Origin of the sequence: Paenimyroides ummariense, assembly GCF_900115115.1 — a bacterium.
GTDB lineage: Bacteria > Bacteroidota > Bacteroidia > Flavobacteriales > Flavobacteriaceae > Flavobacterium > Flavobacterium ummariense.
Genome location: NZ_FOVI01000009.1, coordinates 38,631 through 64,091 on the forward strand (window position 1 = coordinate 38,631; position 25,461 = coordinate 64,091).

Genomic DNA, 25,461 nt, shown 5'->3' on the forward strand with positions numbered 1-25,461 from the left:
GTATCAATAAATATACAAAAAAAGGAGCTATTAAGCTCCTTTTTGTTCTTTCATATAAGAAACAAACTCATCAAACAAATATTTTGAATCGTTTGGTCCTGGTGATGATTCTGGGTGGTATTGCACCGAAAACACCTGCTTATCTTTTAAACGGATACCTGCAACGGTATTGTCATTTAAATGGTAATGTGTAATTTCTAAATTCGGGTTTTGTTCCACTTCTTCACGAACTACAGCAAATCCGTGGTTTTGAGAAGTAATTTCGCCTTTACCTGAAATCGCATTCATAATTGGGTGATTGATTCCACGGTGACCGTTAAACATTTTATAGGTATTTACACCCTGCGATAACGCGATGATTTGATGCCCTAAACAAATTCCGAAAACCGGTTTATCTGTCGCAATAATATCTTTCGCAGTTTCAATAACCTGTGTTAACGGTTGCGGATCTCCAGGTCCGTTAGACAAGAAATATCCATCAGGATTAAAACTGTTTAAATCTTCAAGGGTTGCGTTGTAAGGATACACCTTTACATAACAATCACGTGCAGCAAGGCAACGCAAGATATTTGTTTTGATACCAAAATCTAAAGCTGCAACTTTGTACGTTGCATTTTCATTGCCATAGAAGTAAGGTTCTTTTGTAGAAACAGCTGATGCTAATTCCAAACCATTCATATTTGGTACGGCAGCCAAAATTTCTTTTAATTCTTCAATTGACTTTCCATCTGTTGAAATCACTGCATTCATAGCTCCGTTATCGCGAATGTAACTTACCAATGCGCGTGTATCAACATCAGAAACAGCAACCAGGTTTTTCTTTTCGAAATAATCATATAAAGATCCGTCGGCATCTGGGCGAGAAAAATCTTTACTGAAATTTTTACAAACCAATCCGGAAATTTTAATTCCGTCTGAATCTACTTCGTCATTATGAACTCCGTAATTACCAATATGCGCAACGGTTGACAACATTATTTGCCCGAAGTATGAAGGATCGGTAAAAATTTCCTGATAACCCGTTACCCCTGTGTTAAAACAGATTTCACCGGTTGTTGTGCCTTTTATCCCTACTGATTTTCCATGAAAAATAGTACCATCGCTTAAAAGTACAATGGCTTTATCTTTAGAAGTATATTTCATTATTGTTGATTGTTTCGGTGTACAAAATTAATACAAATACTTTAAAAAAAAGCATAAAAAAAAGGACAAACTTTAAAAGTTTGCCCTTTTAATATAATAGAATAATTTATGTTTAATAAATTACTCATTTGTTTCGTTAGCTTCAGTAGAAGTTTCAGCAGCAGGAGTAGTTTCAACTGTAGTATCAGCTTTTTTTCTACCTCTACGAGTTGTAGCTTTTTTAACTTCTTTTTTACCAGCGTTATAAATTTCGTTGAAATCTACTAATTCGATCATTGCCATTTCAGCGTTATCTCCTAAACGATTTCCTAATTTAATAATACGAGTGTATCCACCTGGACGATCACCTACTTTAGGAGCAACCTCTCTGAATAATTCAGTAACGGCATACTTGTTTCTTAAGTAAGAGAAAACGATACGGCGGTTGTGTGTATCATCTGTCTTAGACTTAGTTACTAAAGGCTCAACAAATTGTTTTAATGCCTTAGCTTTAGCAACTGTAGTGTTAATACGTTTGTGTTCTATTAAAGAACAAGCCATATTAGCTAACATTGCTTTTCTGTGACCAGCTTGTCTACCTAAATGGTTTACTTTTTTTCCGTGTCTCATGACGTAGTTTTTTAACCTTCATCTTGCATCAATCCGCTATGGAGCGCAAAATATGAAGTAATTTATTCTTTATCTAATTTGTATTTTGAAAGATCCATTCCGAAAGTTAAACCTTTAACTTGAACCAGTTCTTCTAATTCTGTTAATGATTTTTTACCGAAATTTCTAAATTTCATTAAATCGTTTTTGTTATAAGAAACTAAATCGCCTAATGTATCAACTTCAGCCGCTTTTAAACAATTTAATGCTCTTACTGAAAGATCCATGTCAACCAATTTCGTTTTCAGAAGCTGTCTCATATGTAATGATTCTTCATCGTATGATTCAGTTTGAGCAATTTCATCGGCCTCTAAAGTGATTCTTTCATCAGAGAACAACATAAAATGGTGAATTAATGTTTTTGCTGCTTCTGTTAAAGCGTCTTTAGGATGAATAGATCCGTCTGTAACAATATCAAAAACTAACTTTTCGTAATCGGTTTTTTGTTCTACACGATAGTTTTCTATAGCGTATTTTACATTTTTTACAGGAGTATAAATACTGTCTGTATAAATTGTTCCGAAAGGTGCGTTAGGTTTTCTATTTTCTTCTGCTGGAACGTATCCTCTACCTTTTTCGATAGAAATTTCCATGTTAATGGTAATTTTACCGTCTAAGTTACAGATAACTAAATCAGGATTTAGTACTTGAAAACCTGAAATATATTTTTGGAAATCGCCAGCTGTTAATTGATCTTTTCCTGTGAATGAAATGCTAACAGATTCGTTATCTACATCTTCAATCTGACGTTTGAAACGTACTTGTTTTAAGTTTAAGATAATTTCTGTTACATCCTCAACAACACCAGAAATAGTAGAAAACTCATGCTCAACACCTTCAATACGTACCGAAGTTATTGCATATCCTTCTAATGATGACAGAAGTACTCTTCTTAGTGCATTACCAATGGTTAATCCATATCCAGGTTCTAAAGGTCGAAATTCGAATTTCCCTTTAAAATCTGTTGAATCAATCATGATAACTTTGTCGGGCTTTTGAAAATTAAATATTGCCATGTGTGTTTCGACTGAATGTCAATTATTATTTGTTGTACAACTCTACGATTAACTGTTCTTTGATGTTTTCTGGAACTTGAAGTCTAGCAGGAACACTTACATATGTACCTTCTTTAGTATCGTTATTCCAAGTAATCCATTCATAAACAGCGCTAGAATTAGATAATGAACGTTCGATTGCTTCTAATGATTTAGATTTTTCACGAACCGCTACTTTATCACCAGCTTTTAATTGGTATGATGGTATGTTTACTAATTCTCCGTTTACAGTAATGTGTCTGTGAGAAACGATTTGACGAGCTGCACGACGAGAAGGAGCGATACCCATTCTGTAAACAACATTGTCTAAACGTGATTCACATAACTGGATTAAAACTTCACCTGTTACACCTTTAGATGCAGATGCTTTTTTAAACATGTTACGGAATTGTTTTTCTAAAACACCGTAAGTGTATTTAGCTTTTTGTTTCTCCATTAACTGGATAGCATATTCAGATTTCTTACCTCTTTTTTTTGCTAAACCATGTTGTCCTGGAGGGTAATTTCTTTTTTCGAATGCTCTGTCATCTCCGAAGATTGCTTCACCGAATTTACGAGCGATTTTTGTTTGTGGACCAGTATATCTTGCCATTTTAAAAAAAATAAAAAGGTAGGGATTATGAATTCAGGTCTTATCCTCCGATAATCTTTCTCCTACCTTAGGTTATACTATAAATATAAATTAAACTCTTCGTCTTTTTGGAGGGCGACATCCATTGTGTGGGATTGGAGTGATATCGATGATTTCTGTAACTTCGATTCCACTGTTGTGGATCGAACGAATTGCAGATTCTCTACCATTTCCTGGTCCTTTAACGTAAACTTTCACTTTTTTAAGTCCAGCTTCTAACGCTACTTTACCACAATCTTCTGCTGCCATTTGTGCTGCATAAGGAGTGTTCTTTTTAGAACCACGGAATCCCATTTTACCAGCTGATGACCAAGAAATAACTTCACCTTTTTTGTTTGTTAACGAAATGATGATGTTATTAAAAGTTGCACTGATATGAGCCTCTCCAGTAGATTCAACTATAACTTTACGCTTTTTTGTATTTGCTTTAGCCATACTACTTATTATTTAGTTGCTTTTTTCTTGTTAGCAACAGTTTTTCTTTTACCTTTTCTTGTTCTAGAGTTGTTTTTAGTTCTTTGTCCTCTTAACGGAAGACCAGCTCTATGACGGATTCCACGTTGACATCCGATATCCATTAAACGTTTAATGTTTAAAGATACTTCTGAACGTAATTCACCTTCAATTTTGTAACTAGACATTGCCTCACGGATCGCTCCGATTTCGTCATCGTTCCATTCAGAAACTTTTTTGTCTTCGTTAACGTTAGCTGTTGCCAACACCTCTTTTGCTCTACTTAAACCTACACCGAAAATGTAAGTTAAAGCAATAATTCCTCTTTTATTTTTAGGTATATCTACCCCTGCTATTCTTGCCATAATTATCCTTGTCTTTGTTTAAATCTAGGATTTTTTTTGTTTATAACGTATAATCTTCCTTTTCTACGTACAATAATGCATTCTGCACTTCTTTTTTTAACTGATGCTCTTACTTTCATTGTAAATTTGCTTTAGGCTTTAAGCTTAAGGCTTTAGGAATAAACTTAATGGTTATTGCCTACTGCTTATAGCTTATTGCTTTTTTTAATATCTATAAGTAATTCTTGCTTTAGACAAATCATAAGGGCTCATTTCTAACTTCACTTTATCACCAGGTAATAATTTGATGTAATGCATACGCATTTTTCCAGAAATATGAGCAATTACAATATGTCCGTTCTCTAATTCTACACGGAACATAGCATTTGATAATGCTTCAATGATTGCTCCGTCTTGTTCTATTGCTGATTGTTTTGCCATATATTAAGCAATTGCTTTTCTATTTTTACCACTCTTCATTAATCCGTCGTACTGCTTGTTTAACAAATAAGCATTAATTTGCTGTATTGTATCAATTGCAACACTTACTAAGATTAATAAAGATGTTCCACCATAAAACATTGCCCAACCTTGTTGAATTCCCATTACTGATACAGCGATTGCAGGTAAAACTGCGATCACAGCAAGGAACAACGAACCTGGAAATGTGATTAACGACATTACACGATCTAAGAAGTTTGCGGTTTCTTGACCCGGTTTAATACCAGGTATAAAGCCACCACTACGTTTTAAATCGTCTGCCATTTTATTGGTAGGTACCGTAATTGCGGTGTAAAAGTACGAAAAAATAATTATTAACAAAGCAAAAACTAAATTATACTCTAAACCAAAGATGTTACTGAACATTGTGGTTACAGTTTGTGCACTGTCTGAAGAGGATAACCCAGCAATTACTGGTGGTATAAACATAATTGCCTGTGCAAAGATAATTGGCATTACACCTGAAGCGTTAAGCTTTAAAGGAATCCACTGACGGTTTCCTGATACAGATGCAGCGTCGTATTCACCAACAACACTTCTACGAGCGTATTGTACTGCGATTTTACGAACTGCCATTGTTAAAAATATACAAGCTATGATTATTAATAACCAGATGATAACTTCTATTACAATCATCATTGCACCACCTGTACCTGCAGCCATACGAGACTGTGTCTCTTGTAAGAAAGCCATTGGTAATTTAGCGATGATACCAACCATAATTAATAATGAAATACCGTTTCCAATACCTTTATCAGTAATCTTTTCACCTAACCACATTGCGAAAACCGTTCCTGTAGTTAAGATTAATACCGACGAAAATAAGAAAGAGAAAGAATCAAAGCCTAATAAAAAAGCATCAGGTGGTAATTGTTTATACAAGTTGTAGATATAACCCGGCCCTTGAACTAAGGTAATACCAATGGTTAACCATCTTGTAATTTGGTTCATTTTCTTTCTACCACTTTCACCATCGTTTTGAAGTTTCTGTAAGTAAGGTACAGCTATACCCATTAACTGAACTACAATTGACGCAGAAATGTACGGCATTATACCCAATGCAAAAATAGAAGCCTGCGAGAACGCACCTCCCGTAAAAACATTAATAAGCCATCCAATTCCTTGATCAGTTTGATCTGATAAAGCATGTAATTTCGTAGCATCAATACCTGGTAAGGTTACTTGTGCACCAAAACGATACACAAGCAACATACCTAAAGTTATTAAGATTTTATTCTTAAGTTCTTCGATATTCCAAATATTGGCTAAAGTTTCAAAAAACTTCTTCATAAGTAGTTAAAGATTTATAAAGATACAACTTCACCGCCAGCTGCTTCGATAGCCGCTTTTGCTGTTGCTGTAAATTTATGAGCAGTTACTGTTAATTTCGCCTTAAGCTCTCCTCTACCCAAAATCTTAACTAAGCTATTTTTAGAAACTATTCTATTTTCAACTAATGCATTAAAATCAATTGCATTAGTAATTGTTCCGTTATCAACTAAAGTTTGTAAAGTATCTAAATTAATACCTACATACTCTACTCTATTGATGTTTTTAAAACCAAATTTAGGAACACGTCTCTGTAAAGGCATCTGTCCACCTTCAAAACCAATTTTCTTAGAATAACCAGAACGAGATTTAGCTCCTTTGTGACCACGTGCAGACGTACCACCTTTACCAGAACCTTCACCACGACCTACTCTTTTGTTTTGATTATGTACAGAACCGTTTGCCGGTTGTAAATTACTTAAATTCATAATTCAATTTAAATTAGTTAATTTCTTCTACAGAAACTAAATGTTGAACTTTCTTTACCATTCCTACAATAGTTGGTGTATTATCATGCTCAACAACTTGTCCTAATTTATGTAAACCTAAAGCTTCTAAAGTTCTTTTTTGGTTTTCAGGACAATTGATTTTGCTTCTAACTTGTTTTACTTTAATTTTTGACATACTACTCAAAATTAAGATTTAAATACTTTCTCTAAAGAAATTCCTCTTTGTTTTGCAATAGTAGCAGCACTTCTCATATTTAATAAAGCATCGAAAGTTGCTTTAACAACGTTATGAGGGTTAGAAGAACCTTGAGATTTTGATAATACATTGTGAATACCTACAGCTTCTAATACTGCACGTACGTTACCACCCGCAATTACACCGGTACCTACTGATGCTGGCAATAAAAATACGCGTGCACCACCAAATTTACCTTTTTGCTCATGAGGAATAGTAGTTCCTTGTAATGGAATACGAACTAAGTTTTTCTTAGCATCTTCAACTGCCTTAGCAATTGCTTCAGAAACGTCTTTAGATTTTCCTAAACCATGACCCACTACACCGTTTTCGTCACCTACTACAACTACAGCAGAAAAACCAAATGCTCTACCACCTTTAGTTACTTTAGTAACACGATTAACTGCAACCAAACGATCTTTTAAATCAAGACCGGCTGGTTTAACATATTCTACGTTTTTATAACTTTGATACATAACTAACTACAATTAGAATTTTAATCCAGCTTCTCTTGCGCCTTCTGCTAATGATTTAACACGACCGTGGTATAAATTACCACCTCTGTCAAAAGAGATAGTTTCTACGCCAGCTTTCAAAGCCTTCTCTGCAATTAGTTTACCAACTGATGCAGCAGTTTCAATTTTAGTTCCTTTAGTTACACCAGCTTCTCTTGAAGATGCCGCAGCTAAAGTTACACCGTTCACATCATCTATGATTTGTGCATAGATTTCTTTATTGCTTCTAAATACAGATAAACGAGGTGTAGCAGCTGTACCGCTTATCGTTTTTCTAATTCTGTATTGAATTCTTTGTCTTCTTTCAGATTTGTTTAATGACATGATCTTAATTTTTAAGCTGATTTACCTGCTTTTCTTCTTAATACTTCACCAACAAACTTGATACCTTTACCTTTGTAAGGCTCTGGCTTACGGAAAGAACGAATCTTAGCTGCAACCTGACCTACCAATTGTTTGTCTGCCGATGATAATTTAACGATAGGGTTTTTACCTTTTTCAGAAACTGTTTCAACTTTTACTTCGTTAACAATTTCTAAAACGATATTGTGAGAGTAACCTAAAGCTAAATCAAGTTTTTGACCTTGATTTGACGCACGGTAACCAACACCTACTAATTCTAATTCTTTAGTAAACCCTTCAGATACACCAACAACCATGTTATTGATTAAACTTCTGTATAAACCGTGTTTTGCTCTTTCTTCTTTTACATCAGATGAACGCTCAACGATTACTTGTCCGTCTTCTACTTTCACATCAACTTTATCAAAAGCCTGTGAAAGCTCTCCTAATTTTCCTTTAACTACAACAACAGAATCTTTAACTTCTACAGTTACGCCCGCTGGTATTGTGATTGGATTTTTACCTATTCTTGACATTTCGCTAGTCTATTTTATTAGTATACGTAACAAACAACTTCACCACCAACATTTAACTGCTTCGCTTTTTTACCTGTCATTAAACCTTTAGATGTTGACACGATTGCAATACCTAAACCGTTTAAGATACGAGGTAAATCTGCAGATGATGCATATTTACGTAAACCTGGTTTACTAATTCTTTGGATATCTTTGATAACAGACTCTTTTGTGTCTTTATCATATTTTAAAGCTATTTTGATTGATCCTTGTACTGAAGAATCATCGAATTTGTAGCTTAAAATATATCCTTGTTCGAATAAAATTTTTGTGATTTCTTTTTTGAAGTTAGATGCCGGGATCTCTACAACTTTGTGGTTTGCACGAGAAGCATTTCTAATTCTTGTTAAAAAATCTGCGATAGGATCTGTATACATAATGTATGAATTGCGATTATGGTTTTCAGGAAACAATATGTTTCCTGAACCTTTAATCAATTAAAATTATTTTTTAGTTTGCAAAGATACAAACTTTTTGCGAGATTACCAACTTGCTTTTCTAACACCTGGGATTAACCCTTGGTTAGCCATTTCACGGAATGTTACACGTGAAATACCAAACTGACGCATATAACCTCTTGGGCGTCCTGTTAATTTACAACGGTTGTGTAAACGCACAGGAGAAGCGTTTGCAGGTAACTTTTGTAATGCTTCATAATCACCAGCTTCTTTTAAAGCCTTACGTTTTGCAGCATATTTAGCTACCAAAGCTTCTCTTTTCGCCTCACGGGCTTTCATTGATTCTTTAGCCATACTAGTTCTTTTTAAAAGGTACTCCTAATTCTGCCAATAATGATTTTGCTTCAGCATCTGTGTTAGCAGATGTTACAAAAGTAATATCAAAACCTGCAATTTTGTTAACTTTATCAATATCGATTTCAGGGAAAATAATTTGCTCAACTACACCTAAGTTGTAATTTCCTCTACCGTCAAATCCGTTAGATTTAACACCAGCGAAATCACGTACACGTGGTAATGCAGAAGTAACCAAACGGTCTAAGAATTCGTACATTCTTTCGCCACGTAAAGTAACTTTAGCACCAATTGGCATCCCTTTTCTTAATTTAAAAGAAGCAACGTCTTTTTTAGAAATAGTAGCTACTGCTTTTTGTCCTGTAATTTTTGTTAGTTCTTCAACAGCGTGATCAACTAATTTTTTATCAGAAACAGCAGCACCAACTCCACGGCTTACAACGATTTTCTCAAGTTTAGGAACTTCCATTACATTTTTGTAACCGAATTCTTCTTTTAAAGCAGAGATTACTCTGTCTTTATATTCTTGTTTAAGTCTTGGTATATAAGTCATGACTATAATGCTTGATTAGATTTTTTAGAAACGCGTACTTTCTTATCTCCTTCTACTTTGTAAGTCACTTTAGTAACACTGTTTGTTTTAGTGTCAATTAAAGCAATGTTAGAAATATGAATTGCAGCTTCTTTTTTTACGATACCACCTTGAGGGTTTGTAGCGCTTGGCTTAACATGTTTAGAAACCATGTTTACACCTTCAACGATAGCTTTGTTTTTTTCGCGGAATACGCGTAAAACTTTTCCTTCAGATCCTTTGTGATCTCCAGCAATAACGCGTACGTTATCTCCTGATTTAATTTTTAGCTTTGTCATCATTTGAAAGAATTAAAGCACTTCAGGTGCTAATGATACAATTTTCATGAATTGTTTTTCACGAAGTTCTCTTGCAACAGGACCAAAAACGCGAGTTCCTCTCATTTCACCTGCAGCGTTTAATAAAACACATGCATTATCATCGAAACGAATATAAGAACCATCAGCTCTTCTCACTTCTTTTTTGGTACGTACAACAACTGCAGTTGATACAGCACCTTTTTTAACGTTACCGTTAGGTGTTGCGTCTTTGATAGACACTACAATTTTATCTCCAACAGAGGCATAACGACGTTTCGTTCCTCCTAAAACACGGATAGTCAAAACTTCTTTTGCTCCTGTGTTATCTGCTACTTTTAATCTAGATTCCTGTTGTACCATAATTACTTAGCTCTTTCAATGATTTCAACTAATCTCCAACATTTGTTTTTAGATAATGGACGAGTCTCCATAATTCTAACTGTGTCACCAATGTTACAGTCGTTCAATTCGTCGTGTGCAACATATTTCTTAGTTTTTAACACGAACTTTCCGTATAATGGGTGCTTTACTTTACTTGTTTCAGATACAACTATTGACTTAGTCATTTTGTTGCTTGTAACTACACCGATTCTTTCTTTTCTTAAATTTCTTTTTTCCATCTTTCAGCAGAATACAATTATTGTAAGTCTTTTTTGCTAATCTCAGTATTCACTCTTGCGATAGCTCTTCTTACAGTTCTTAATTGTAATGGGTTAGCAATAGGTGAAATAGCATGAGCGTTTTTCAACTCAGCGTATTGGTTTGTTAATTCACCAAGTTTTGCTTGTAACTCAGCTACAGATAGATTATTTATTTCTTGTTTCTTCATAATGATCTAAAATTAAGCTTCGAAATCTCTAGCAATGATAAACTTAGTTTTTACTGGAAGTTTTTGAGCAGCTAAACGTAATGCTTCTTTTGCAACTGCTAAAGGCACACCACCTACTTCAAACATAATTCTTCCTGGCTTAACAACTGCAGCCCAATACTCAACTGCACCTTTACCTTTACCCATACGTACCTCTAAAGGTTTTTTAGTAATAGGTTTATCTGGGAAGATTTTAATCCATAATTGTCCTTCACGTTTCATAAAACGAGTTGCAGCGATACGTGCAGCTTCGATTTGACGAGAAGTAATGAACGAGTAATCTAAAGATTTAATACCGAACATTCCGTTAGAAAGTTCGCTACCTCTTTGAGAAACCCCTTTCATTTTACCCTTCTGTACCTTACGGTACTTAGTTCTTTTAGGCTGTAACATTTTTCGTTAGATTTAAATTACTTTCGTTTGTTGTTGCGTTGTTGGTTTGGTCTTCCATTTGGTTTTCCAGATCCTGCCGGTTTAGACGATTTTTGTTGTTTGTCCATTCCTGCTAACGGAGAAAGATCTCTTTTACCATAAACCTCACCTTTCATGATCCATACTTTAATACCCATTCTACCGTAAGTAGTGTGAGCTTCAGCTAAAGCGTAATCAATATCCGCACGGAAAGTAGATAAAGGAATACGTCCATCTTTAAAGTTTTCTGAACGTGCCATTTCAGCACCATTCAAACGACCTGAAATTTGCACTTTCATACCTTCAGCGTTCATTCTCATTGCCGCAGCAATAGCCATTTTAATAGCTCTACGGTAAGAAATACGGCTTTCGATTTGACGTGCGATGCTTGTTGCAGCCAAATAAGCATCTAATTCTGGTCTTTTAATTTCAAAGATGTTAATTTGTACCTCTTTGTTAGTAATTTTCTTAAGTTCTTCTTTCAACTTGTCTACCTCTTGACCGCCTTTTCCGATAATGATACCTGGACGAGCAGTAGTGATAGTAACGGTTACAAGTTTTAAAGTTCTCTCGATAATGATTTTAGATACACTAGCTTTTGCTAAACGAGCATGGATATACTTTCTGATTTTTGCATCTTCAGCAAGTTTGTCTCCATAGTCATTTCCACCGTACCAGTTAGAGTCCCATCCTCTGATGATCCCAAGGCGATTTCCGATTGGATTAGTCTTTTGTCCCATACTGTTTATTAATTGCTTTGTGTGTTATTATTTGATCCTAACACGATTGTTACGTGGTTAGAACGTTTTCTGATTCTGTGTGCGCGACCTTGTGGTGCAGGACGTAATCTTTTTAACATTGCGCCACCGTCTACACGGATTTCTTTTACAAATAATTCTGCTTCTTCGATGCTTGCTTCAGCGTTTTTAGCTTGCCAGTTAGCAATTGCTGATAACAATAATTTTTCTAATCTTCCTGAAGCTTCTTTTGTATTAAATTTTAATATGTTAAGAGCATTCTCAACTTTCTGTCCTCTTACTAAATCTGCAACTAAACGCATTTTACGAGGTGAAGTTGGGCAATTGTTTAGCTTAGCAAAAGCAATACTTTTGTTTGCTTCTTTTATCTGCTCTGCTCTTTCTCTTTTACGAACTCCCATAGCTTCTTATTATTTTTTACCTTTATTTTTTGCACCTGCGTGTCCACGGAATGAACGTGTTGGTGAAAACTCTCCTAATTTATGTCCTACCATGTTTTCTGTTACGTAAACTGGTACAAATTGACGACCGTTGTGTACTGCGATTGTTTGTCCTACGAAATCTGGAGTAATCATTGATGCTCTAGACCAAGTTTTAACAACTGCTTTGTTACCGTTTTCTGCGTTCTCTAAAACTTTTTTCTCAAGTTTAAAGTGAACATAAGGTCCTTTTTTTAATGAACGTGCCATACTTACTTAATTATTTCTTTCTACGTTCTACAATATGTTTGTTACTTGCTTTTACTTTAGAACGAGTTCTATAACCCTTCGCTGGTAAACCTTTTCTAGAACGTGGGTGACCTCCTGAAGAGCGTCCTTCACCACCTCCCATTGGGTGATCAACTGGGTTCATAGCTACCGGTCTAGTACGTGGTCTTCTACCTAACCAACGAGATCTACCTGCTTTACCTGAAACGATTAACTGGTGATCTGAGTTAGATACTGCACCAATTGTAGCCATACATGTTAATAAGATTAAACGAATCTCACCTGAAGGCATTTTAATTGTTGCGTATTTACCATCACGAGCAACTAATTGTGCAAAAGTTCCTGCAGAACGTGCGATAACAGCACCTTGACCTGGACGTAACTCGATACAAGAAATAATTGTACCAAGAGGAATGTTTGCTAAAGGCATTGCATTACCAACTTCTGGAGCTGCATCTGGTCCAGAAACTACTTTCTGACCTACTTGCAATCCTGCTGGTGCTACGATGTACGTTTTTGCTCCATCTGCATATGCTAATAATGAGATAAATGCTGAACGGTTTGGATCGTACTCGATTGTTTTAACTGTAGCTGGAACACCAACTTTAGTTCTTTTGAAATCAATGATACGATATTGTTGTTTATGACCACCACCAATATAACGCATGGTCATTTTTCCTTGACTATTTCTACCTCCAGAGTTTTTTTTCGGTGCTAATAATGAACGCTCCGGCTTATCAGTTGTAATAGCGTCAAAACTATTAACAACTCTAAAACGCTGACCTGGGGTAATAGGTTTTAATTTTCTAACTGACATTGTTATTAGATATTAGTGTAAAAATCGATTGAATCTCCTTCTTTCAATGTTACAATTGCTTTCTTGTATGAAGACGTTTTACCAGTAATCATTCCGCTTTTCGTAAACTTTGTAGTTCTATCAGCTCTGTAAATCATTGTGTTTACATCTAAAACAGAAACTCCATAAGCTTTTTCAACCGCTTTCTTAATTTCTACTTTGTTTGCTTTTTTAGCTACCACAAATCCAAAACGGTTAAATAATTCACCGTCTTTTGTGATTTTTTCGGTAATGATAGGTTTAATAATTATACTCATTTCCCTATTTATTTACTTAAATTTTCTACAATTCCTTCTAATGAACCTTCAGTTAATACTAACGATTTTGCATTCAAAATACCGTAAGTATTTAATTCTGAAGATGTTACAACAGAAGCTCTTTCTAAATTGCGTGACGACAAATATACGTTTTTATTTGATTCACCCAACACAAATAATGATTTTTTACCTTCTAACCCTAAAGCTTTCAATACGTTAATGAAATTTTTAGTACTTGGTGCTTCAAAAGTAAAATCTTCTACAACAAATAAATTAGCTTCTTGAGCTTTCATTGTAAAAGCAGATTTACGAGCCAAACGCTTTAAAGCTTTGTTCAATTTGAACGAGTAGCTTCTTGGGCGTGGTCCAAAAATAGTACCACCACCTTTAAAAACAGGTGATTTTGCAGAACCTGCACGTGCAGTACCTGTACCTTTTTGTTTTTTAATTTTACGTGTAGATCCTGCTACTTCAGCTCTTTCTTTAGCTTTGTGCGTACCTTGACGTTGATTTGCCAAATATTGTTTAACATCTAAATAGATAGCATGTCTGTTAGGCTCAATTGCGAAAACTGAATCAGCCAGTTGTACTGATCTGCCAGTTTCTTTTCCGTTGATATCTAAAACTTTTACTTCCATTACTTTTGAACGATTACGTAAGAGTTTTTATGACCTGGTACAGCACCTTTAACTACTAATAAGTTTTTGTCTGCAACCACTTTTAAAACTCTAAGGTTTTGAACTGTTACTTTTTCTCCTCCTGTTCTTCCAGCCATACGCATACCCTTGAATACTCTTGAAGGATAAGACGATGCACCAACAGAACCTGGAGCTCTTAAACGGTTGTGCTGACCATGCGTAGCCTGACCAACCCCACCAAATCCATGACGTTTTACAACCCCTTGGAATCCTTTACCTTTAGAAGTACCTTGTACATCAACAAAGTCTCCTTCAGCAAATAAATCTACAGTGATCACATCACCTAAACCATAAGCGCTTTCAAAATCTTGAATTTCAACGACTTTTTTCTTTACAGAAGTTCCTGCTTTTTTAAAGTGACCTGTAGCCGCTTTAGTTGCATTTTTTTCTCTAGCGTCATCGAAACCAAGTTGATAAGCTTCATACCCGTCAACCTCTTTGGTTCTGACTTGGGTAACGACACATGGACCTAATTCGATTACAGTACAAGGAATGTTTTTCCCGTTCTCATCGAAGATTGAAGTCATGCCGATTTTCTTTCCAATTAACCCAGACATAATTTTAAATTAATAATTATTAAATATAAAAATTTCAAGCATCGGCAAAATTAATACCAATGCTTGAAATATACAAGTATTTTGTAAAATATTTTATTATCAAACTTTTATCTCTACTTCTACCCCTGAAGGAAGCTCTAATTTCATTAAAGCGTCGATCGTTTTAGAAGATGAAGAATAGATGTCTAATAATCTTTTATACGAACTTAACTCGAATTGTTCTCTTGACTTTTTGTTAACGTGAGGAGAACGTAAAACAGTAAAGATTTTTTTATGAGTTGGTAATGGAATTGGTCCTGTTACCACTGCACCTGTACTTTTTACAGTTTTTACGATTTTTTCAGCTGACTTGTCAACCAAAGCATGATCGTAAGATTTTAATTTTATTCTGATTTTTTGACTCATTTTCTTAATTATTAAGCGTTACCTTTTGCTTTTTTAATTACTTCTTCTTGAATGTTAGAAGGTGTTTGCTCGTAGTGAGAGAACTCCATTGTTGAAGTTGCACGACCTGAAGATAATGTACGTAATGTTGTTACATATCCGAACATTTCTGATAACGGCACAGAAGCTTTAACAACTTTTGCTCCGTTACGATCGTCCATAGAGTTGATTTGACCACGACGACGGTTTAAGTCACCTACAATATCACCCATGTTTTCTTCTGGTGTTAACACTTCTAATTTCATGATTGGCTCAAGGATGATAGCACCTGCAGCTTTTGCAGATTCTTTATATCCCATTTTAGCTGCTAATTCGAAAGATAATGCATCCGAATCCACCGCGTGGTAAGAACCATCGACCAAAGTAACTTTTAATGAATCCATTTCGAATCCTGCTAAAGGACCTTGTTTCATAGACTCACGGAAACCTTTTTCTACAGCAGGAATGTATTCTTTTGGTACGTTACCACCTTTAACTTCGTTAACAAACTGTAATCCTACGAATGGTTTACCGTCAACATCGTCAGCCGGACCAATTTTGAATACGATATCACCAAATTTACCACGACCACCAGATTGCTTTTTGTAAGTTTCTCTGTGACTTGCTTCTTTTGTGAAAGCTTCTTTGTACTCTACCTGAGGTTCACCTTGGTTAACCTCTACTTTAAACTCACGACGCATACGGTCAACAATGATATCTAAGTGTAACTCACCCATACCAGAGATGATTGTTTGTCCAGAAGCTTGGTCTGTACGAACTGTAAATGTTGGATCTTCTTCTGCTAATTTAGCTAAAGCCATACCCATTTTATCTACGTCTGCTTTTGTTTTAGGTTCAATAGCAATACCAATTACCGGATCAGGGAAATCCATAGATTCTAACACGATTGGGTGTTTTTCATCACATAAAGTATCTCCTGTTTTAATATCCTTGAAACCAACAGCAGCACCGATATCTCCAGCTTCAATTCTTTCGATTGGGTTTTGCTTGTTAGCATGCATTTGGTAGATACGAGAGATACGCTCTTTGTTTCCTGAACGCGTATTCAACACATAAGAACCAGCATCTAATCCACCTGAATAAGCACGGAAGAAAGCCAAACGACCTACGAAAGGATCGGTAGCAATTTTAAATGCTAATGCAGCAAACGGATCGTTTACAGATGGTTTACGTGTAATTGGCTCTTCAGTATCTGGGTTAGTACCTTCGATCGCTTCTTTATCCATTGGAGATGGTAAGTAACGACAAACAGCATCTAACATGAACTGAACACCTTTATTTTTGAAAGATGAACCACATGTCATTGGAATGATGCTCATATCTAAAGTTGCAGCACGCAATGCTTTGTGTACTTCTTCTTCAGTGATAGAGTTTTCATCCTCCATATATTTCTCTAACAAGTTTTCGTCGTAAGCAGCAATTTCTTCGATTAATTGACCACGGTATTGTTTTACCTCGTCAACCATTTCAGCAGGAATTTCTACGATATCAAAAGTAGCACCTTGTGTATCATCATGCCATACAATAGCACGGTTTTTCACTAAATCTACCACTCCTTTAAAATCAGCTTCGTCACCAATTGGCAATACAATAGGCACCGCGTTAGACTTCAACATATCTTTAACTTGCTGACAAACTTTTAAGAAGTTAGATCCTTGACGGTCCATCTTGTTAACAAATCCCATACGTGGAACTTTGTAGTTATCAGCTAAACGCCAGTTAGTTTCAGATTGTGGCTCAACTCCGTCAACTGCAGAGAATAAGAATACCAATCCGTCTAATACACGTAATGAACGGTTTACCTCAACGGTAAAGTCAACGTGTCCTGGGGTATCGATAATATTAAAGTGATAATCTTGTGAATCTGCAATTTTTTTACCTTGATCTGTTGGGAAAGCCCAAGTACAAGTTGTAGCTGCAGATGTAATAGTGATACCACGTTCTGCTTCTTGCTCCATCCAGTCCATTGTAGAAGCACCATCGTGTACTTCACCAATTTTGTGGTTTTTACCTGTATAAAAAAGGATACGCTCTGTTGTTGTTGTTTTACCAGCATCAATGTGAGCAGCGATTCCTATGTTTCTAGTAAATCTTAAATCTCTAGCCATTTGTGTTGTTCTTTATGAAAAATTAAAATCTAAAGTGAGAGAATGCTTTATTAGCATCTGCCATTTTGTGAACATCCATTCTTTTCTTAACAGCAGCACCTTCTTCTTTTGCAGCAGCTAAGATTTCAGCAGCTAATTTAGAAGCCATAGATTTGTCGTTTCTTTTTCTTGCATAAAGAATCATCCATTTCATCGCCATAGAAATTTTTCTATCCGGACGAATTGGCATTGGAATTTGGAATGAAGCACCACCTACACGGCGAGAACGTACTTCAACGTGAGGCATAACGTTTGTTAATGCATCTTTCCATACTTCCAAAGAGGTTTTTTCTTCATCTTGCTTTTTAGTTTCAACGATTTCTAATGCATCGTAAAATACTTTAAAAGCAGTAGATTTTTTACCATCCCACATTAAGTTGTTCACGAAACGTGTTACTAACTGATCGTTAAATTTTGGATCTGGTAAAAGAGGTCTTTTCTTTGCCTGTCTTTTTCTCATTTCTTTGTTACTTTTAAAAGTTTCTAGTTTAAGGTTCCAAGTTTAAAGCTTTGCATCACCCATAATGGCAATGCACAAATCTTTACGACTTTTAACTTTTGACTATTCTACTTAAATTAAATTACTTTTTTGCGTCTTTAGGGCGTTTAGCACCATATTTAGATCTTCTTTGGGTACGACCGTTAACACCGGCTGTATCTAAAGCACCACGTACAATGTGGTATCTAACTCCTGGTAAATCTTTTACCCTTCCACCTCTAACTAATACTATCGAGTGCTCTTGTAAATTGTGTCCTTCTCCTGGGATGTAAGCGTTTACTTCATTACCGTTTGTCAAACGTACACGCGCTACTTTACGCATTGCAGAGTTTGGCTTTTTAGGCGTTGTAGTATAAACACGCGTACACACACCACGTCTTTGAGGACATGAATCCAAAGCAACCGATTTACTCTTCTTAGTTAATTGGGTTCTCCCTTTTCTTACTAATTGTTGAATTGTTGGCATAATGTTTATTAAAAATTTTCTACATTCAAATTTGTTTCCCGTGTATTTTCGGGGATGCAAATATATAAATTATTATAATCAAAACAAACGTATTTCGTTTATTTTCAAAATATTTCTACATTTATCAAAGTAACCCTTTCAAAGTTCGAACTCTGAAAGGGTTATAAATATTTAAGATTGCAAATGTATAAATTATTGCTTTACCATTTTCTTATTCATTATTCGTCCATCTTTTGCCTTAATATTGATATGATAGATACCACTTGAAAAATTAGTATAGATCTCTTGCATCGGATTAGGGTTTAAGACAGTTTTTATCAATCTACCTGTGTTATCAAAAATTTTAATTTCTTCAATAACCTCATCGTAATCCTCTACAAAAAAGTGGTCTTCAAATGGGTTTGGGTAAACTTTAATAAATTGCTCCAATTTATTCTCTTTAATATTTGCTAAAGGAACAGTACTATAATAAGCTTTATTTCCTGCGTTGTTTGTTATGATTAGCTCACTATAACTAGAAAAATCGTTAATAATATAGGTAAAGGTATTATTGCGATAATTCTCAAAAAAATCATAGTATTTACCAAAATACTGAATTTCTTCATTAGTCATCCAACTACAAGGCATATTCATTGTAAGGATTATTTTTCCATTATCAATAGTAAAATCTGTAGAAGTTATATTTACCGCAGCATCAAATTGAGAACAATAAGTACTTGATAATTGAATGGTTTCAGGGATAGGAGTATGAAAAATTGAAAAACGCCAATTCCCGCCTGTTGTTCCGTTTACAGAAATAGGAACAATATCAATTTGATTATTTTCTTCTATTTGGGTTAAATACCAATTGGTATTCAATATTGGTATTTGTGCTGTTAGTTGATTTACTCCTAAAACTGTAAGTATGATTAATATCATTTTCATAACTTTATAAGTATTTATTTGTTTACTACAAACCTAGTTCTTTTTTTCTAAAAAAAAACTTATTTCACTAATAATCAACAACAAAAACTCAAAAAGAGAACTACACATTTTATAATCTACTAAATAAATGAACTGTTTATCAAAAACTATAAAAACGACTTATTACCTTAAAAAGGTAGTTTAATTATTTTTAATCTTTAGCGTATATTTACGGGAAATTTATCTGAATGCTGTTTTCAAAAAAAATCTTTTACTTACTTTTTTTAATCCTTGCAACAAGTACTCGTTTGTATGCTCAACAGATTTACCTAAAAGTAAATGGTAAAAATACCAGCGAAACATCTTTTTTAAAACAAAATATTAAAGACAGTATTTTTAATAACGGACAAGAAGTTGAAACCAAATTGATTTTTTTACAAGATTTTCTAAGAACGAACGGGTATTTATACCACCAAATAACATCGGCAGAAAAAAAAGACAGTCTGTATCTTGTAAATTTTGATTTAGGCAAGAAAACCGATAGCTTAAAAATTAACTTCAACAAGCACCAAGCTCAGTTAAAATCAATCTTACAAATTAACGAACCTACCAAAACCATCGCCATACAAAACACCGAAAGCTTTCTTAAAAGCATTGTTGAAAAATTAGCCAAAAAAGGTTATTCTATAAGCACGGTTAAGTTAACAAATCATCAATTTTTAAATGATATGATTACTGCCGATTTAGACCTGCATTTAGATGAACAGCGCAGAATAGATCAGTTGGTTTTTACACCTTACAACAACTTCCCTACCGGAATTAAACAGCGATTGATTAAGAAATACGAAAAGCAACCGTTTACCGATGCCGTGACTAATGAATTGCAAAAAGAAATGAGCCAGTTTCCGTTTATAAAAACCACCAAACAACCTGAAGTTCTTTTTACCGAAAGCAACACTGCTTTGTATTTATATGTGGAACGACAAAATATTAGTCAGTTTGACGGATTGATTGGTTTTACAAATGATGATAACGGAAAAGTACAGTTTAACGGTTATGCCGATTTGCAGTTAATGAATATTTTAAACAAAGGCGAACAACTGAAATTGTATTGGAAGAATGACGGAAACCAGCAAACACAGTTTAATCTTTCGGGCGAAGTTCCTTATCTGTTCAATACGCCATTTGGGTTGAAAGCTTCGTTAGAATTGTTTAAGCAAGACAGCACTATGATGAACACCAAATTTAACGCGGCGGTTTTATATTACTTGAATTTTAACCACCGAGTTGGTGTTGGATATCAATCAACATCGTCAGTTGCAGGAACAGAGAATTTTTATCAGGCTACCGATTACAACAATCAGTTCATTACACTGAATTATTTATTGAACAAATATCAGGATCATCCCCTATTTCGACAAAAATACTACATAACAGGTTTGGCTGGTTTTGGATCGAAAACCGAAGAGAAAGACAACCGCAAAGGTTCGCAGCAATTTATAAATTTAACCGCCAGTTATCTGTGGCAGATAAACAACCGCTGGTACTTTAACCAGCAATTAGAAGGATCGCTTTTGCGGAGTGCCATACCTTTATTATATAATGAATATTACCGTTTTGGTGGGATACATTCTATTCGCGGATTTAGAGAAAATTCTTTGCTCGCCAAAAGTTTAGTTGGTTTGTATAACGAAGCCCGTTATTTACTCGCTCCAAACATGTACATACACTCAATCACCGATGTTGCTTATTACGAAGGCGAAAATACCAACGATTTATTATATTCATTTGGTTTGGGTTTTGGTATACAAACCGGCGGCGGCTTATTCAATATTATTTACGCAAACGGCATACAGCCAGATACCGATTTTAAATTATCAAATTCAATATTTCATTTAAGCTACAAAACGCAGTTTTAATTTTATTTGGGTTGATAAATCACTGAATCTAAAACAGCATTTCAGAAAAAAAAAATCAGTATATTTATAGAACAAAACATAATAAACACTCATTTACTTAATAGTAACTTTAAAATTTTTAGTTATGAGGATTTTATGTTTTCTACTTTTATTATTTACACTACAATCTTGTGCTACTAAAAAATACACGAAAGCGCACTTGCTTTCTGACGGAATAAAATCTGCAACCGAAGAAACGTACAACGTTACCAATAATCAGAAAAAGCTTTTTCAGAAAAAAGAAATTGTTTTCAAAAAAGGTCGAATCAAACATTCTAAAACGTTTGATTCATCGGGTAATCTTTTGCAGGAAACAAATAAGAAAATGTGGTTTACCGAAGAACTGTATCCCGACAAAGAAACTCTGTATCGTAAAACCCGCTGGAAACCCAACCGTCGCGAACGTATTAGTACGTACTTAAAAAAACAAGACAAGCAAAGCGAAAGCATTTATCATTACAATAAAAACGGATCAATCAATAAAATAGTCGATAATTTTTCGACTTTTCAAACGCAGCATTTTTATTATACCGATAACGAATTGTCTAAAATTGAGATCACTTCAAAAGATGGTAAAGTTGTTGACGAAGTTGCCATTGAATGCAAAGAAAAAGACAGCCGAGGAACGTGTTTAAAACAAATTAGAACATCAAAAAAAGGTGCAAAAGAAGAAATTATTATTAAACCTGTTTACAGTTGAATAAAAACTATTTATATAAATACAGAATTTAGATTTTTATAAATATAGTAATATCTTTGCGCTATGCAAAATGAACATCAAATATTTGGAATTCGTGCAGTTATCGAGGCGATAAACGCGGGAAAGGAAATAGATAAAGTATTTATACAAAAAGAAGCTCAAGGCGATTTAATGCAGGAGCTTATGAAAACGTTGAAGAAAAATAACGTAAATTTTTCGTACGTTCCGGTTGAAAAGCTGAACAAATTAAGCAAATTCAATAACCACCAAGGTGCAGTTGCATCTATCGCGCCAATTAAATTTGTTACGATGGAAGAATTGGTTGAAGGTGTGTTGGAGAAAAAAGAAAGTCCGTTGTTTTTAATTTTAGATCAGTTGAGTGATGCCCGAAATTTTGGTGCGATTATTCGTACGGCAGAATGTACAGGTGTTGACGGAATTATTATCCAAAAACAAGGTTCGGCTCCGGTAAATGGTGATACCGTAAAAACATCAGCTGGTGCGGTTTTTAATATTCCGATCTGTAAGGTGGATCATATTAAAGATGCTGTTTTTTATTTACAGGGTTCGGGAATTGCAACCGTTGCTGCAACCGAAAAAACCGAAAACAATATTTACGAGATTGATTTTAACAAAGGAATTGCCATTATTATGGGTTCTGAAGATAAAGGGGTGAATCCGTCGGTTTTAAAAATTGTTGACGAAAAAGCTAAGTTGCCAATGTTTGGAACGATTTCTTCGTTAAACGTATCGGTTGCTTGCGGTGCTTTTTTATATGAAGCTGTTAGACAACGTTTGTAATTAAATGAAAGTTAAACATTACACATTTCTAATTATTTCTTTAATTATCCTTGCTCTTATTTTTGGTTTCGGGATAATAAATACAATGGTTAGTTTAAAGTATGAAACAAATTTTGATAATGAATGTGTTTCAACAATATCTGGCGATAATTTGTGTAATTCTCTAAGAAATATAAAATACTTGTTTTATATAGATCTAATAGCAATTTTGATTCTGCTATTATTTCAAGAAAAAATCATAAAAAAAAACGGATTCTAATTAGAATCCGTTTTTTTTATCCATTTTTAAATTAAAATCGATCTGCGTTCATTACTTTATTCCAAGCTGCAACAAAATCGTTAATAAACTTTTCTTTAGCATCTGCACTTGCGTAAACCTCAGCGATAGCTCTTAATTCAGAATTCGATCCAAAAACCAAATCAGCACGAGTCCCTGTCCATCTAGGTTGTCCCGTTTTACGATCGGTTCCCAAATAAACTTCTTTACTATCATCAATTGCTTTCCACTGCGTATTCATATCTAATAAATTCACAAAGAAATCGTTGGTCAAATGCTGCGGATTGTTAGTAAACACACCGTTTTTAGATCCATCAAAATTTGTATCTAAAACACGCATTCCTCCTACCAAAACAGTAAGTTCTGGCGCGGTTAAAGTTAAAAGCTGTGCTTTATCAATTAATAATTCTTCGGTAGAGACATTTTTGTTGTAGGCTTTTCTGTAATTTCTAAAACCATCGGCAATTGGTTCTAAATACGCAACAGAATCTACATCGGTTTGTTCTTGCGAAGCATCTGCACGTCCCGGTTTAAACGAAACAGTTAAAGAATATCCTGCATTGTTAGCTGCTTTTTCAATAGCTGCAGCTCCACCCAAAACAATTAAATCTGCCAAAGAAATTGTTTTTCCGGTTGCATTAAAATTGACTTGAATTGCCGTTAATTCATGTAAAACTTTATGTAATTGCACCGGATTATTTACCTGCCAGTTTCGCATAGGTTCTAAACGAATGCGTGCTCCGTTTGCACCTCCACGCATATCGGATCCACGGAATGTTGACGCCGATGCCCATGCGGTTGACACTAATTCTGAAACAGTTAAATTTGACTGAAGAATGGTGCTTTTTAACTGCAGAATATCTTCTTCGTTAATTAAAGAATGATTTACCTGCGGAATTGGATCTTGCCATAAAAATTCTTCTGTAGGAACATCGGCACCTAAATAACGTTCGCGCGGTCCCATATCACGATGTGTTAACTTAAACCACGCTTTAGCGAAAGCATCGGCAAAAGCATCTGGACTTTCGTAAAAACGACGTGATATTTTTTCGTATTCCGGATCAAAACGCAACGATAAATCGGTGGTAAGCATTCTTGGTTTTTGCTTTTTAGACATATCGTCTGCCAACGGAACAGAATCATCTGCATCAACAGCTTCCCATTGGTGTGCACCAGCCGGACTTTTAGTTAATTTCCATTCGTATTTAAATAAATTTTCAAAGAAAAGATTTGTCCATTCCGTAGGTTTTTGTGTCCAAGTAACTTCTAAGCCCGACGTAATTGTATCGCCGCCTTTACCTGTCCCGTACTTACTTTCCCAACCCAAACCTTGTTGTTCTAAACCAGCCGCTTCGGGTTCTTTACCCACATTATCTGCCGATGCCGCACCATGCGTTTTACCAAATGTATGTCCGCCTGCAATTAAAGCCACGGTTTCCTCATCGTTCATTGCCATACGTGAAAACGTATCGCGAATATCTTTTGCAGAAGCAATTGGGTCAGGATTTCCATCAGGTCCTTCTGGGTTTACATAAATAAGTCCCATTTGTACAGCTGCCAACGGATTTTCTAAATCGCGTGTATGTATTTTTCCGTCGGCATCATCGTCTGATGAAACTACGCCGTGATTTTCTGCAACCCCTTCAGATCCTTGCGAATATCGGACATCGCCTCCCAGCCACGTTTTTTCACTTCCCCAATATACATCCATATCCGGTTCCCAAACATCGGCACGCCCACCGGCAAATCCCAAAGTTTTAAAACCCATAGATTCCAAAGCCATGTTTCCGGCAAGGATCATTAAATCTGCCCATGAAATTTGGCGTCCGTATTTTTGTTTGATCGGCCATAACAATCTTCGAGCCTTATCTAATGAAACATTATCGGGCCAAGAATTCAAAGGTGCAAAACGTTGTTGTCCTGCTCCTGCTCCACCACGACCGTCTTGTACACGATACGTTCCCGCACTATGCCAAGCCATACGTATAAATAAAGGACCATAATGACCAAAATCTGCCGGCCACCAATCTTGCGAATCGGTCATTAAATTTTTAAGGTCGCTTTTAACAGCTTCCAGATCGAGTTTCTTAAATTCTTCGGTATAATTAAAATCATCGCCCATAGGATCGGACTTTGATGAATGTTGACGTAAAATATCAACTCTTAATCGGTTAGGCCACCAATCGTTGTTTGTTGTTCCTTTGCCGGCAACCGGATTACTTGTAGTTCCGTTATGAAACGGGCATTTACTGATATCGTTTCCTGCGTTTTCCATTGCTTATAGTTGTTTT

At 35.2% G+C, this 25,461-nt stretch carries 38 protein-coding genes; 3 read left to right on the forward strand and 35 right to left on the reverse strand.

The window, feature by feature from the left end:
- Window positions 1-30: 30 nt before the first annotated feature.
- From carA to BM253_RS08405, 34 genes are all read right to left on the reverse strand, one after another.
- Window positions 31-1,143, reverse strand: coding sequence for a glutamine-hydrolyzing carbamoyl-phosphate synthase small subunit (gene carA / locus BM253_RS08240; RefSeq protein ID WP_091522104.1), 1,113 nt, complete (start codon window positions 1,141-1,143; stop codon window positions 31-33).
- Window positions 1,144-1,263: 120 nt separating this feature from the next.
- A complete protein-coding gene (gene rplQ, locus BM253_RS08245; protein ID WP_091522108.1) occupies window positions 1,264-1,752 on the reverse strand; it encodes a 50S ribosomal protein L17 in 489 nt (162 codons plus the stop codon).
- A gap of 62 nt (window positions 1,753-1,814) precedes the next feature.
- A complete protein-coding gene (locus BM253_RS08250; RefSeq protein ID WP_091522111.1) occupies window positions 1,815-2,807 on the reverse strand; it encodes a DNA-directed RNA polymerase subunit alpha in 993 nt (330 codons plus the stop codon).
- A gap of 25 nt (window positions 2,808-2,832) precedes the next feature.
- Entirely contained in the window at window positions 2,833-3,438 is a 606-nt protein-coding gene (rpsD, locus tag BM253_RS08255) for a 30S ribosomal protein S4 (RefSeq protein ID WP_091522114.1), read from the reverse strand.
- Window positions 3,439-3,528: 90 nt separating this feature from the next.
- Window positions 3,529-3,912, reverse strand: a complete 384-nt coding sequence (gene rpsK, locus BM253_RS08260; RefSeq protein WP_091522117.1) for a 30S ribosomal protein S11 — start codon at window positions 3,910-3,912, stop codon at window positions 3,529-3,531.
- Window positions 3,913-3,920: 8 nt separating this feature from the next.
- On the reverse strand, window positions 3,921-4,295 hold the full coding sequence (gene rpsM / locus BM253_RS08265) for a 30S ribosomal protein S13 (RefSeq protein ID WP_091522120.1): 375 nt from the start codon (window positions 4,293-4,295) through the stop codon (window positions 3,921-3,923).
- Window positions 4,296-4,297: 2 nt separating this feature from the next.
- Window positions 4,298-4,414 (reverse strand): type B 50S ribosomal protein L36, encoded by a 117-nt coding sequence (ykgO, locus tag BM253_RS08270; protein ID WP_002987490.1) that lies wholly within the window; start codon window positions 4,412-4,414, stop codon window positions 4,298-4,300.
- Between the two features lie 85 nt (window positions 4,415-4,499).
- Window positions 4,500-4,715, reverse strand: coding sequence for a translation initiation factor IF-1 (gene infA, locus BM253_RS08275; protein WP_011963449.1), 216 nt, complete (start codon window positions 4,713-4,715; stop codon window positions 4,500-4,502).
- Window positions 4,716-4,718: 3 nt separating this feature from the next.
- Entirely contained in the window at window positions 4,719-6,065 is a 1,347-nt protein-coding gene (secY, locus tag BM253_RS08280) for a preprotein translocase subunit SecY (RefSeq protein ID WP_091522125.1), read from the reverse strand.
- A 14-nt stretch (window positions 6,066-6,079) separates the two neighbouring features.
- Complete coding sequence (gene rplO / locus BM253_RS08285; protein WP_091522129.1) at window positions 6,080-6,532, reverse strand: 50S ribosomal protein L15; 453 nt, start codon at window positions 6,530-6,532, stop codon at window positions 6,080-6,082.
- A 13-nt stretch (window positions 6,533-6,545) separates the two neighbouring features.
- Window positions 6,546-6,728 carry a 50S ribosomal protein L30 gene (gene rpmD, locus BM253_RS08290; RefSeq protein ID WP_091522133.1) on the reverse strand — a complete coding sequence of 61 codons (183 nt, stop codon included), beginning with the start codon at window positions 6,726-6,728 and terminating at the stop codon, window positions 6,546-6,548.
- Window positions 6,729-6,739: 11 nt separating this feature from the next.
- Entirely contained in the window at window positions 6,740-7,264 is a 525-nt protein-coding gene (gene rpsE, locus BM253_RS08295; protein WP_091522137.1) for a 30S ribosomal protein S5, read from the reverse strand.
- Window positions 7,265-7,276: 12 nt separating this feature from the next.
- A complete protein-coding gene (gene rplR, locus BM253_RS08300; RefSeq protein ID WP_091522140.1) occupies window positions 7,277-7,627 on the reverse strand; it encodes a 50S ribosomal protein L18 in 351 nt (116 codons plus the stop codon).
- An 11-nt stretch (window positions 7,628-7,638) separates the two neighbouring features.
- Window positions 7,639-8,181 carry a 50S ribosomal protein L6 gene (gene rplF / locus BM253_RS08305; RefSeq protein ID WP_091522143.1) on the reverse strand — a complete coding sequence of 181 codons (543 nt, stop codon included), beginning with the start codon at window positions 8,179-8,181 and terminating at the stop codon, window positions 7,639-7,641.
- 17 nt (window positions 8,182-8,198) lie between these two features.
- Window positions 8,199-8,597, reverse strand: coding sequence for a 30S ribosomal protein S8 (gene rpsH / locus BM253_RS08310; RefSeq protein ID WP_091522449.1), 399 nt, complete (start codon window positions 8,595-8,597; stop codon window positions 8,199-8,201).
- A gap of 105 nt (window positions 8,598-8,702) precedes the next feature.
- Entirely contained in the window at window positions 8,703-8,972 is a 270-nt protein-coding gene (gene rpsN, locus BM253_RS08315; RefSeq protein WP_091522146.1) for a 30S ribosomal protein S14, read from the reverse strand.
- 1 nt (window position 8,973) lies between these two features.
- On the reverse strand, window positions 8,974-9,525 hold the full coding sequence (gene rplE, locus BM253_RS08320; protein WP_091522149.1) for a 50S ribosomal protein L5: 552 nt from the start codon (window positions 9,523-9,525) through the stop codon (window positions 8,974-8,976).
- Between the two features lie 2 nt (window positions 9,526-9,527).
- Window positions 9,528-9,842, reverse strand: coding sequence for a 50S ribosomal protein L24 (gene rplX / locus BM253_RS08325; protein WP_091522152.1), 315 nt, complete (start codon window positions 9,840-9,842; stop codon window positions 9,528-9,530).
- A gap of 12 nt (window positions 9,843-9,854) precedes the next feature.
- Window positions 9,855-10,223 (reverse strand): 50S ribosomal protein L14, encoded by a 369-nt coding sequence (rplN, locus tag BM253_RS08330; protein ID WP_007803649.1) that lies wholly within the window; start codon window positions 10,221-10,223, stop codon window positions 9,855-9,857.
- Window positions 10,224-10,225: 2 nt separating this feature from the next.
- Complete coding sequence (gene rpsQ, locus BM253_RS08335) at window positions 10,226-10,483, reverse strand: 30S ribosomal protein S17 (protein ID WP_091522155.1); 258 nt, start codon at window positions 10,481-10,483, stop codon at window positions 10,226-10,228.
- Window positions 10,484-10,500: 17 nt separating this feature from the next.
- The gene (gene rpmC, locus BM253_RS08340; RefSeq protein ID WP_091522159.1) at window positions 10,501-10,692 is read right to left on the reverse strand and encodes a 50S ribosomal protein L29; all 192 of its coding nucleotides are present in this window, start codon (window positions 10,690-10,692) and stop codon (window positions 10,501-10,503) included.
- A 12-nt stretch (window positions 10,693-10,704) separates the two neighbouring features.
- The gene (gene rplP / locus BM253_RS08345; RefSeq protein ID WP_091522162.1) at window positions 10,705-11,124 is read right to left on the reverse strand and encodes a 50S ribosomal protein L16; all 420 of its coding nucleotides are present in this window, start codon (window positions 11,122-11,124) and stop codon (window positions 10,705-10,707) included.
- Between the two features lie 17 nt (window positions 11,125-11,141).
- Entirely contained in the window at window positions 11,142-11,882 is a 741-nt protein-coding gene (gene rpsC, locus BM253_RS08350; RefSeq protein WP_091522166.1) for a 30S ribosomal protein S3, read from the reverse strand.
- An 8-nt stretch (window positions 11,883-11,890) separates the two neighbouring features.
- A complete protein-coding gene (rplV, locus tag BM253_RS08355) occupies window positions 11,891-12,301 on the reverse strand; it encodes a 50S ribosomal protein L22 (protein ID WP_091522169.1) in 411 nt (136 codons plus the stop codon).
- 9 nt (window positions 12,302-12,310) lie between these two features.
- The gene (gene rpsS, locus BM253_RS08360) at window positions 12,311-12,589 is read right to left on the reverse strand and encodes a 30S ribosomal protein S19 (RefSeq protein ID WP_091100312.1); all 279 of its coding nucleotides are present in this window, start codon (window positions 12,587-12,589) and stop codon (window positions 12,311-12,313) included.
- A 10-nt stretch (window positions 12,590-12,599) separates the two neighbouring features.
- Window positions 12,600-13,424, reverse strand: a complete 825-nt coding sequence (rplB, locus tag BM253_RS08365) for a 50S ribosomal protein L2 (RefSeq protein ID WP_091522172.1) — start codon at window positions 13,422-13,424, stop codon at window positions 12,600-12,602.
- Between the two features lie 5 nt (window positions 13,425-13,429).
- The gene (gene rplW / locus BM253_RS08370; protein ID WP_091522175.1) at window positions 13,430-13,720 is read right to left on the reverse strand and encodes a 50S ribosomal protein L23; all 291 of its coding nucleotides are present in this window, start codon (window positions 13,718-13,720) and stop codon (window positions 13,430-13,432) included.
- 8 nt (window positions 13,721-13,728) lie between these two features.
- Window positions 13,729-14,358 (reverse strand): 50S ribosomal protein L4, encoded by a 630-nt coding sequence (gene rplD, locus BM253_RS08375; protein WP_091522178.1) that lies wholly within the window; start codon window positions 14,356-14,358, stop codon window positions 13,729-13,731.
- Entirely contained in the window at window positions 14,358-14,975 is a 618-nt protein-coding gene (rplC, locus tag BM253_RS08380) for a 50S ribosomal protein L3 (RefSeq protein WP_091522183.1), read from the reverse strand. The genes rplD and rplC overlap by 1 nt, the downstream gene beginning before the upstream one ends.
- 99 nt (window positions 14,976-15,074) lie before the next feature.
- Window positions 15,075-15,380, reverse strand: a complete 306-nt coding sequence (gene rpsJ / locus BM253_RS08385; protein ID WP_091522187.1) for a 30S ribosomal protein S10 — start codon at window positions 15,378-15,380, stop codon at window positions 15,075-15,077.
- Window positions 15,381-15,391: 11 nt separating this feature from the next.
- Complete coding sequence (fusA, locus tag BM253_RS08390) at window positions 15,392-17,527, reverse strand: elongation factor G (RefSeq protein WP_091522191.1); 2,136 nt, start codon at window positions 17,525-17,527, stop codon at window positions 15,392-15,394.
- A gap of 22 nt (window positions 17,528-17,549) precedes the next feature.
- Window positions 17,550-18,026 (reverse strand): 30S ribosomal protein S7, encoded by a 477-nt coding sequence (rpsG, locus tag BM253_RS08395; protein WP_091522195.1) that lies wholly within the window; start codon window positions 18,024-18,026, stop codon window positions 17,550-17,552.
- Between the two features lie 121 nt (window positions 18,027-18,147).
- Window positions 18,148-18,531 carry a 30S ribosomal protein S12 gene (gene rpsL, locus BM253_RS08400; RefSeq protein WP_091100281.1) on the reverse strand — a complete coding sequence of 128 codons (384 nt, stop codon included), beginning with the start codon at window positions 18,529-18,531 and terminating at the stop codon, window positions 18,148-18,150.
- 192 nt (window positions 18,532-18,723) lie between these two features.
- Entirely contained in the window at window positions 18,724-19,455 is a 732-nt protein-coding gene (locus BM253_RS08405; protein ID WP_091522198.1) for a T9SS type A sorting domain-containing protein, read from the reverse strand.
- A gap of 287 nt (window positions 19,456-19,742) precedes the next feature.
- Between BM253_RS08405 and BM253_RS08410 the strand changes: the two genes are divergently transcribed.
- The 3 genes from BM253_RS08410 (at window position 19,743) to rlmB (ending at window position 22,893) form a co-directional block, all read left to right on the forward strand.
- Complete coding sequence (locus tag BM253_RS08410; protein WP_177205749.1) at window positions 19,743-21,353, forward strand: ShlB/FhaC/HecB family hemolysin secretion/activation protein; 1,611 nt, start codon at window positions 19,743-19,745, stop codon at window positions 21,351-21,353.
- A 124-nt stretch (window positions 21,354-21,477) separates the two neighbouring features.
- Window positions 21,478-22,092, forward strand: a complete 615-nt coding sequence (locus BM253_RS08415) for a hypothetical protein (RefSeq protein ID WP_091522203.1) — start codon at window positions 21,478-21,480, stop codon at window positions 22,090-22,092.
- 63 nt (window positions 22,093-22,155) lie between these two features.
- Window positions 22,156-22,893, forward strand: a complete 738-nt coding sequence (gene rlmB, locus BM253_RS08420) for a 23S rRNA (guanosine(2251)-2'-O)-methyltransferase RlmB (protein ID WP_091522207.1) — start codon at window positions 22,156-22,158, stop codon at window positions 22,891-22,893.
- 290 nt (window positions 22,894-23,183) lie between these two features.
- On the opposite strand, the gene katG is transcribed toward rlmB, so the two are convergent.
- A complete protein-coding gene (gene katG / locus BM253_RS08430) occupies window positions 23,184-25,445 on the reverse strand; it encodes a catalase/peroxidase HPI (protein WP_091522214.1) in 2,262 nt (753 codons plus the stop codon).
- Window positions 25,446-25,461 lie beyond the last annotated feature (16 nt).

Excerpts from the sequence above, each read along its gene's own strand:
- carA (WP_091522104.1), bottom strand. The coding sequence starts at position 1,143 with ATGAAATATACTTCTAAAGATAAAGCCATTGTACTTTTAAGCGATGGT.
- rplQ (WP_091522108.1), bottom strand. The coding sequence starts at position 1,752 with ATGAGACACGGAAAAAAAGTAAACCATTTAGGTAGACAAGCTGGTCAC.
- BM253_RS08250 (WP_091522111.1), bottom strand. The coding sequence starts at position 2,807 with ATGGCAATATTTAATTTTCAAAAGCCCGACAAAGTTATCATGATTGAT.
- rpsD (WP_091522114.1), bottom strand. The coding sequence starts at position 3,438 with ATGGCAAGATATACTGGTCCACAAACAAAAATCGCTCGTAAATTCGGT.
- rpsK (WP_091522117.1), bottom strand. The coding sequence starts at position 3,912 with ATGGCTAAAGCAAATACAAAAAAGCGTAAAGTTATAGTTGAATCTACT.
- rpsM (WP_091522120.1), bottom strand. The coding sequence starts at position 4,295 with ATGGCAAGAATAGCAGGGGTAGATATACCTAAAAATAAAAGAGGAATT.
- ykgO (WP_002987490.1), bottom strand. The coding sequence starts at position 4,414 with ATGAAAGTAAGAGCATCAGTTAAAAAAAGAAGTGCAGAATGCATTATT.
- infA (WP_011963449.1), bottom strand. The coding sequence starts at position 4,715 with ATGGCAAAACAATCAGCAATAGAACAAGACGGAGCAATCATTGAAGCA.
- secY (WP_091522125.1), bottom strand. The coding sequence starts at position 6,065 with ATGAAGAAGTTTTTTGAAACTTTAGCCAATATTTGGAATATCGAAGAA.
- rplO (WP_091522129.1), bottom strand. The coding sequence starts at position 6,532 with ATGAATTTAAGTAATTTACAACCGGCAAACGGTTCTGTACATAATCAA.
- rpmD (WP_091522133.1), bottom strand. The coding sequence starts at position 6,728 with ATGTCAAAAATTAAAGTAAAACAAGTTAGAAGCAAAATCAATTGTCCT.
- rpsE (WP_091522137.1), bottom strand. The coding sequence starts at position 7,264 with ATGTATCAAAGTTATAAAAACGTAGAATATGTTAAACCAGCCGGTCTT.
- rplR (WP_091522140.1), bottom strand. The coding sequence starts at position 7,627 with ATGTCATTAAACAAATCTGAAAGAAGACAAAGAATTCAATACAGAATT.
- rplF (WP_091522143.1), bottom strand. The coding sequence starts at position 8,181 with ATGTCAAGAATAGGTAAAAATCCAATCACAATACCAGCGGGCGTAACT.
- rpsH (WP_091522449.1), bottom strand. The coding sequence starts at position 8,597 with ATGTATACAGATCCTATCGCAGATTTTTTAACAAGAATTAGAAATGCT.
- rpsN (WP_091522146.1), bottom strand. The coding sequence starts at position 8,972 with ATGGCTAAAGAATCAATGAAAGCCCGTGAGGCGAAAAGAGAAGCTTTG.
- rplE (WP_091522149.1), bottom strand. The coding sequence starts at position 9,525 with ATGACTTATATACCAAGACTTAAACAAGAATATAAAGACAGAGTAATC.
- rplX (WP_091522152.1), bottom strand. The coding sequence starts at position 9,842 with ATGACAAAGCTAAAAATTAAATCAGGAGATAACGTACGCGTTATTGCT.
- rplN (WP_007803649.1), bottom strand. The coding sequence starts at position 10,223 with ATGGTACAACAGGAATCTAGATTAAAAGTAGCAGATAACACAGGAGCA.
- rpsQ (WP_091522155.1), bottom strand. The coding sequence starts at position 10,483 with ATGGAAAAAAGAAATTTAAGAAAAGAAAGAATCGGTGTAGTTACAAGC.
- rpmC (WP_091522159.1), bottom strand. The coding sequence starts at position 10,692 with ATGAAGAAACAAGAAATAAATAATCTATCTGTAGCTGAGTTACAAGCA.
- rplP (WP_091522162.1), bottom strand. The coding sequence starts at position 11,124 with ATGTTACAGCCTAAAAGAACTAAGTACCGTAAGGTACAGAAGGGTAAA.
- rpsC (WP_091522166.1), bottom strand. The coding sequence starts at position 11,882 with ATGGGACAAAAGACTAATCCAATCGGAAATCGCCTTGGGATCATCAGA.
- rplV (WP_091522169.1), bottom strand. The coding sequence starts at position 12,301 with ATGGGAGTTCGTAAAAGAGAAAGAGCAGAGCAGATAAAAGAAGCAAAC.
- rpsS (WP_091100312.1), bottom strand. The coding sequence starts at position 12,589 with ATGGCACGTTCATTAAAAAAAGGACCTTATGTTCACTTTAAACTTGAG.
- rplB (WP_091522172.1), bottom strand. The coding sequence starts at position 13,424 with ATGTCAGTTAGAAAATTAAAACCTATTACCCCAGGTCAGCGTTTTAGA.
- rplW (WP_091522175.1), bottom strand. The coding sequence starts at position 13,720 with ATGAGTATAATTATTAAACCTATCATTACCGAAAAAATCACAAAAGAC.
- rplD (WP_091522178.1), bottom strand. The coding sequence starts at position 14,358 with ATGGAAGTAAAAGTTTTAGATATCAACGGAAAAGAAACTGGCAGATCA.
- rplC (WP_091522183.1), bottom strand. The coding sequence starts at position 14,975 with ATGTCTGGGTTAATTGGAAAGAAAATCGGCATGACTTCAATCTTCGAT.
- rpsJ (WP_091522187.1), bottom strand. The coding sequence starts at position 15,380 with ATGAGTCAAAAAATCAGAATAAAATTAAAATCTTACGATCATGCTTTG.
- fusA (WP_091522191.1), bottom strand. The coding sequence starts at position 17,527 with ATGGCTAGAGATTTAAGATTTACTAGAAACATAGGAATCGCTGCTCAC.
- rpsG (WP_091522195.1), bottom strand. The coding sequence starts at position 18,026 with ATGAGAAAAAGACAGGCAAAGAAAAGACCTCTTTTACCAGATCCAAAA.
- rpsL (WP_091100281.1), bottom strand. The coding sequence starts at position 18,531 with ATGCCAACAATTCAACAATTAGTAAGAAAAGGGAGAACCCAATTAACT.
- BM253_RS08405 (WP_091522198.1), bottom strand. The coding sequence starts at position 19,455 with ATGAAAATGATATTAATCATACTTACAGTTTTAGGAGTAAATCAACTA.
- BM253_RS08415 (WP_091522203.1), top strand. The coding sequence starts at position 21,478 with ATGAGGATTTTATGTTTTCTACTTTTATTATTTACACTACAATCTTGT.
- rlmB (WP_091522207.1), top strand. The coding sequence starts at position 22,156 with ATGCAAAATGAACATCAAATATTTGGAATTCGTGCAGTTATCGAGGCG.
- katG (WP_091522214.1), bottom strand. The coding sequence starts at position 25,445 with ATGGAAAACGCAGGAAACGATATCAGTAAATGCCCGTTTCATAACGGA.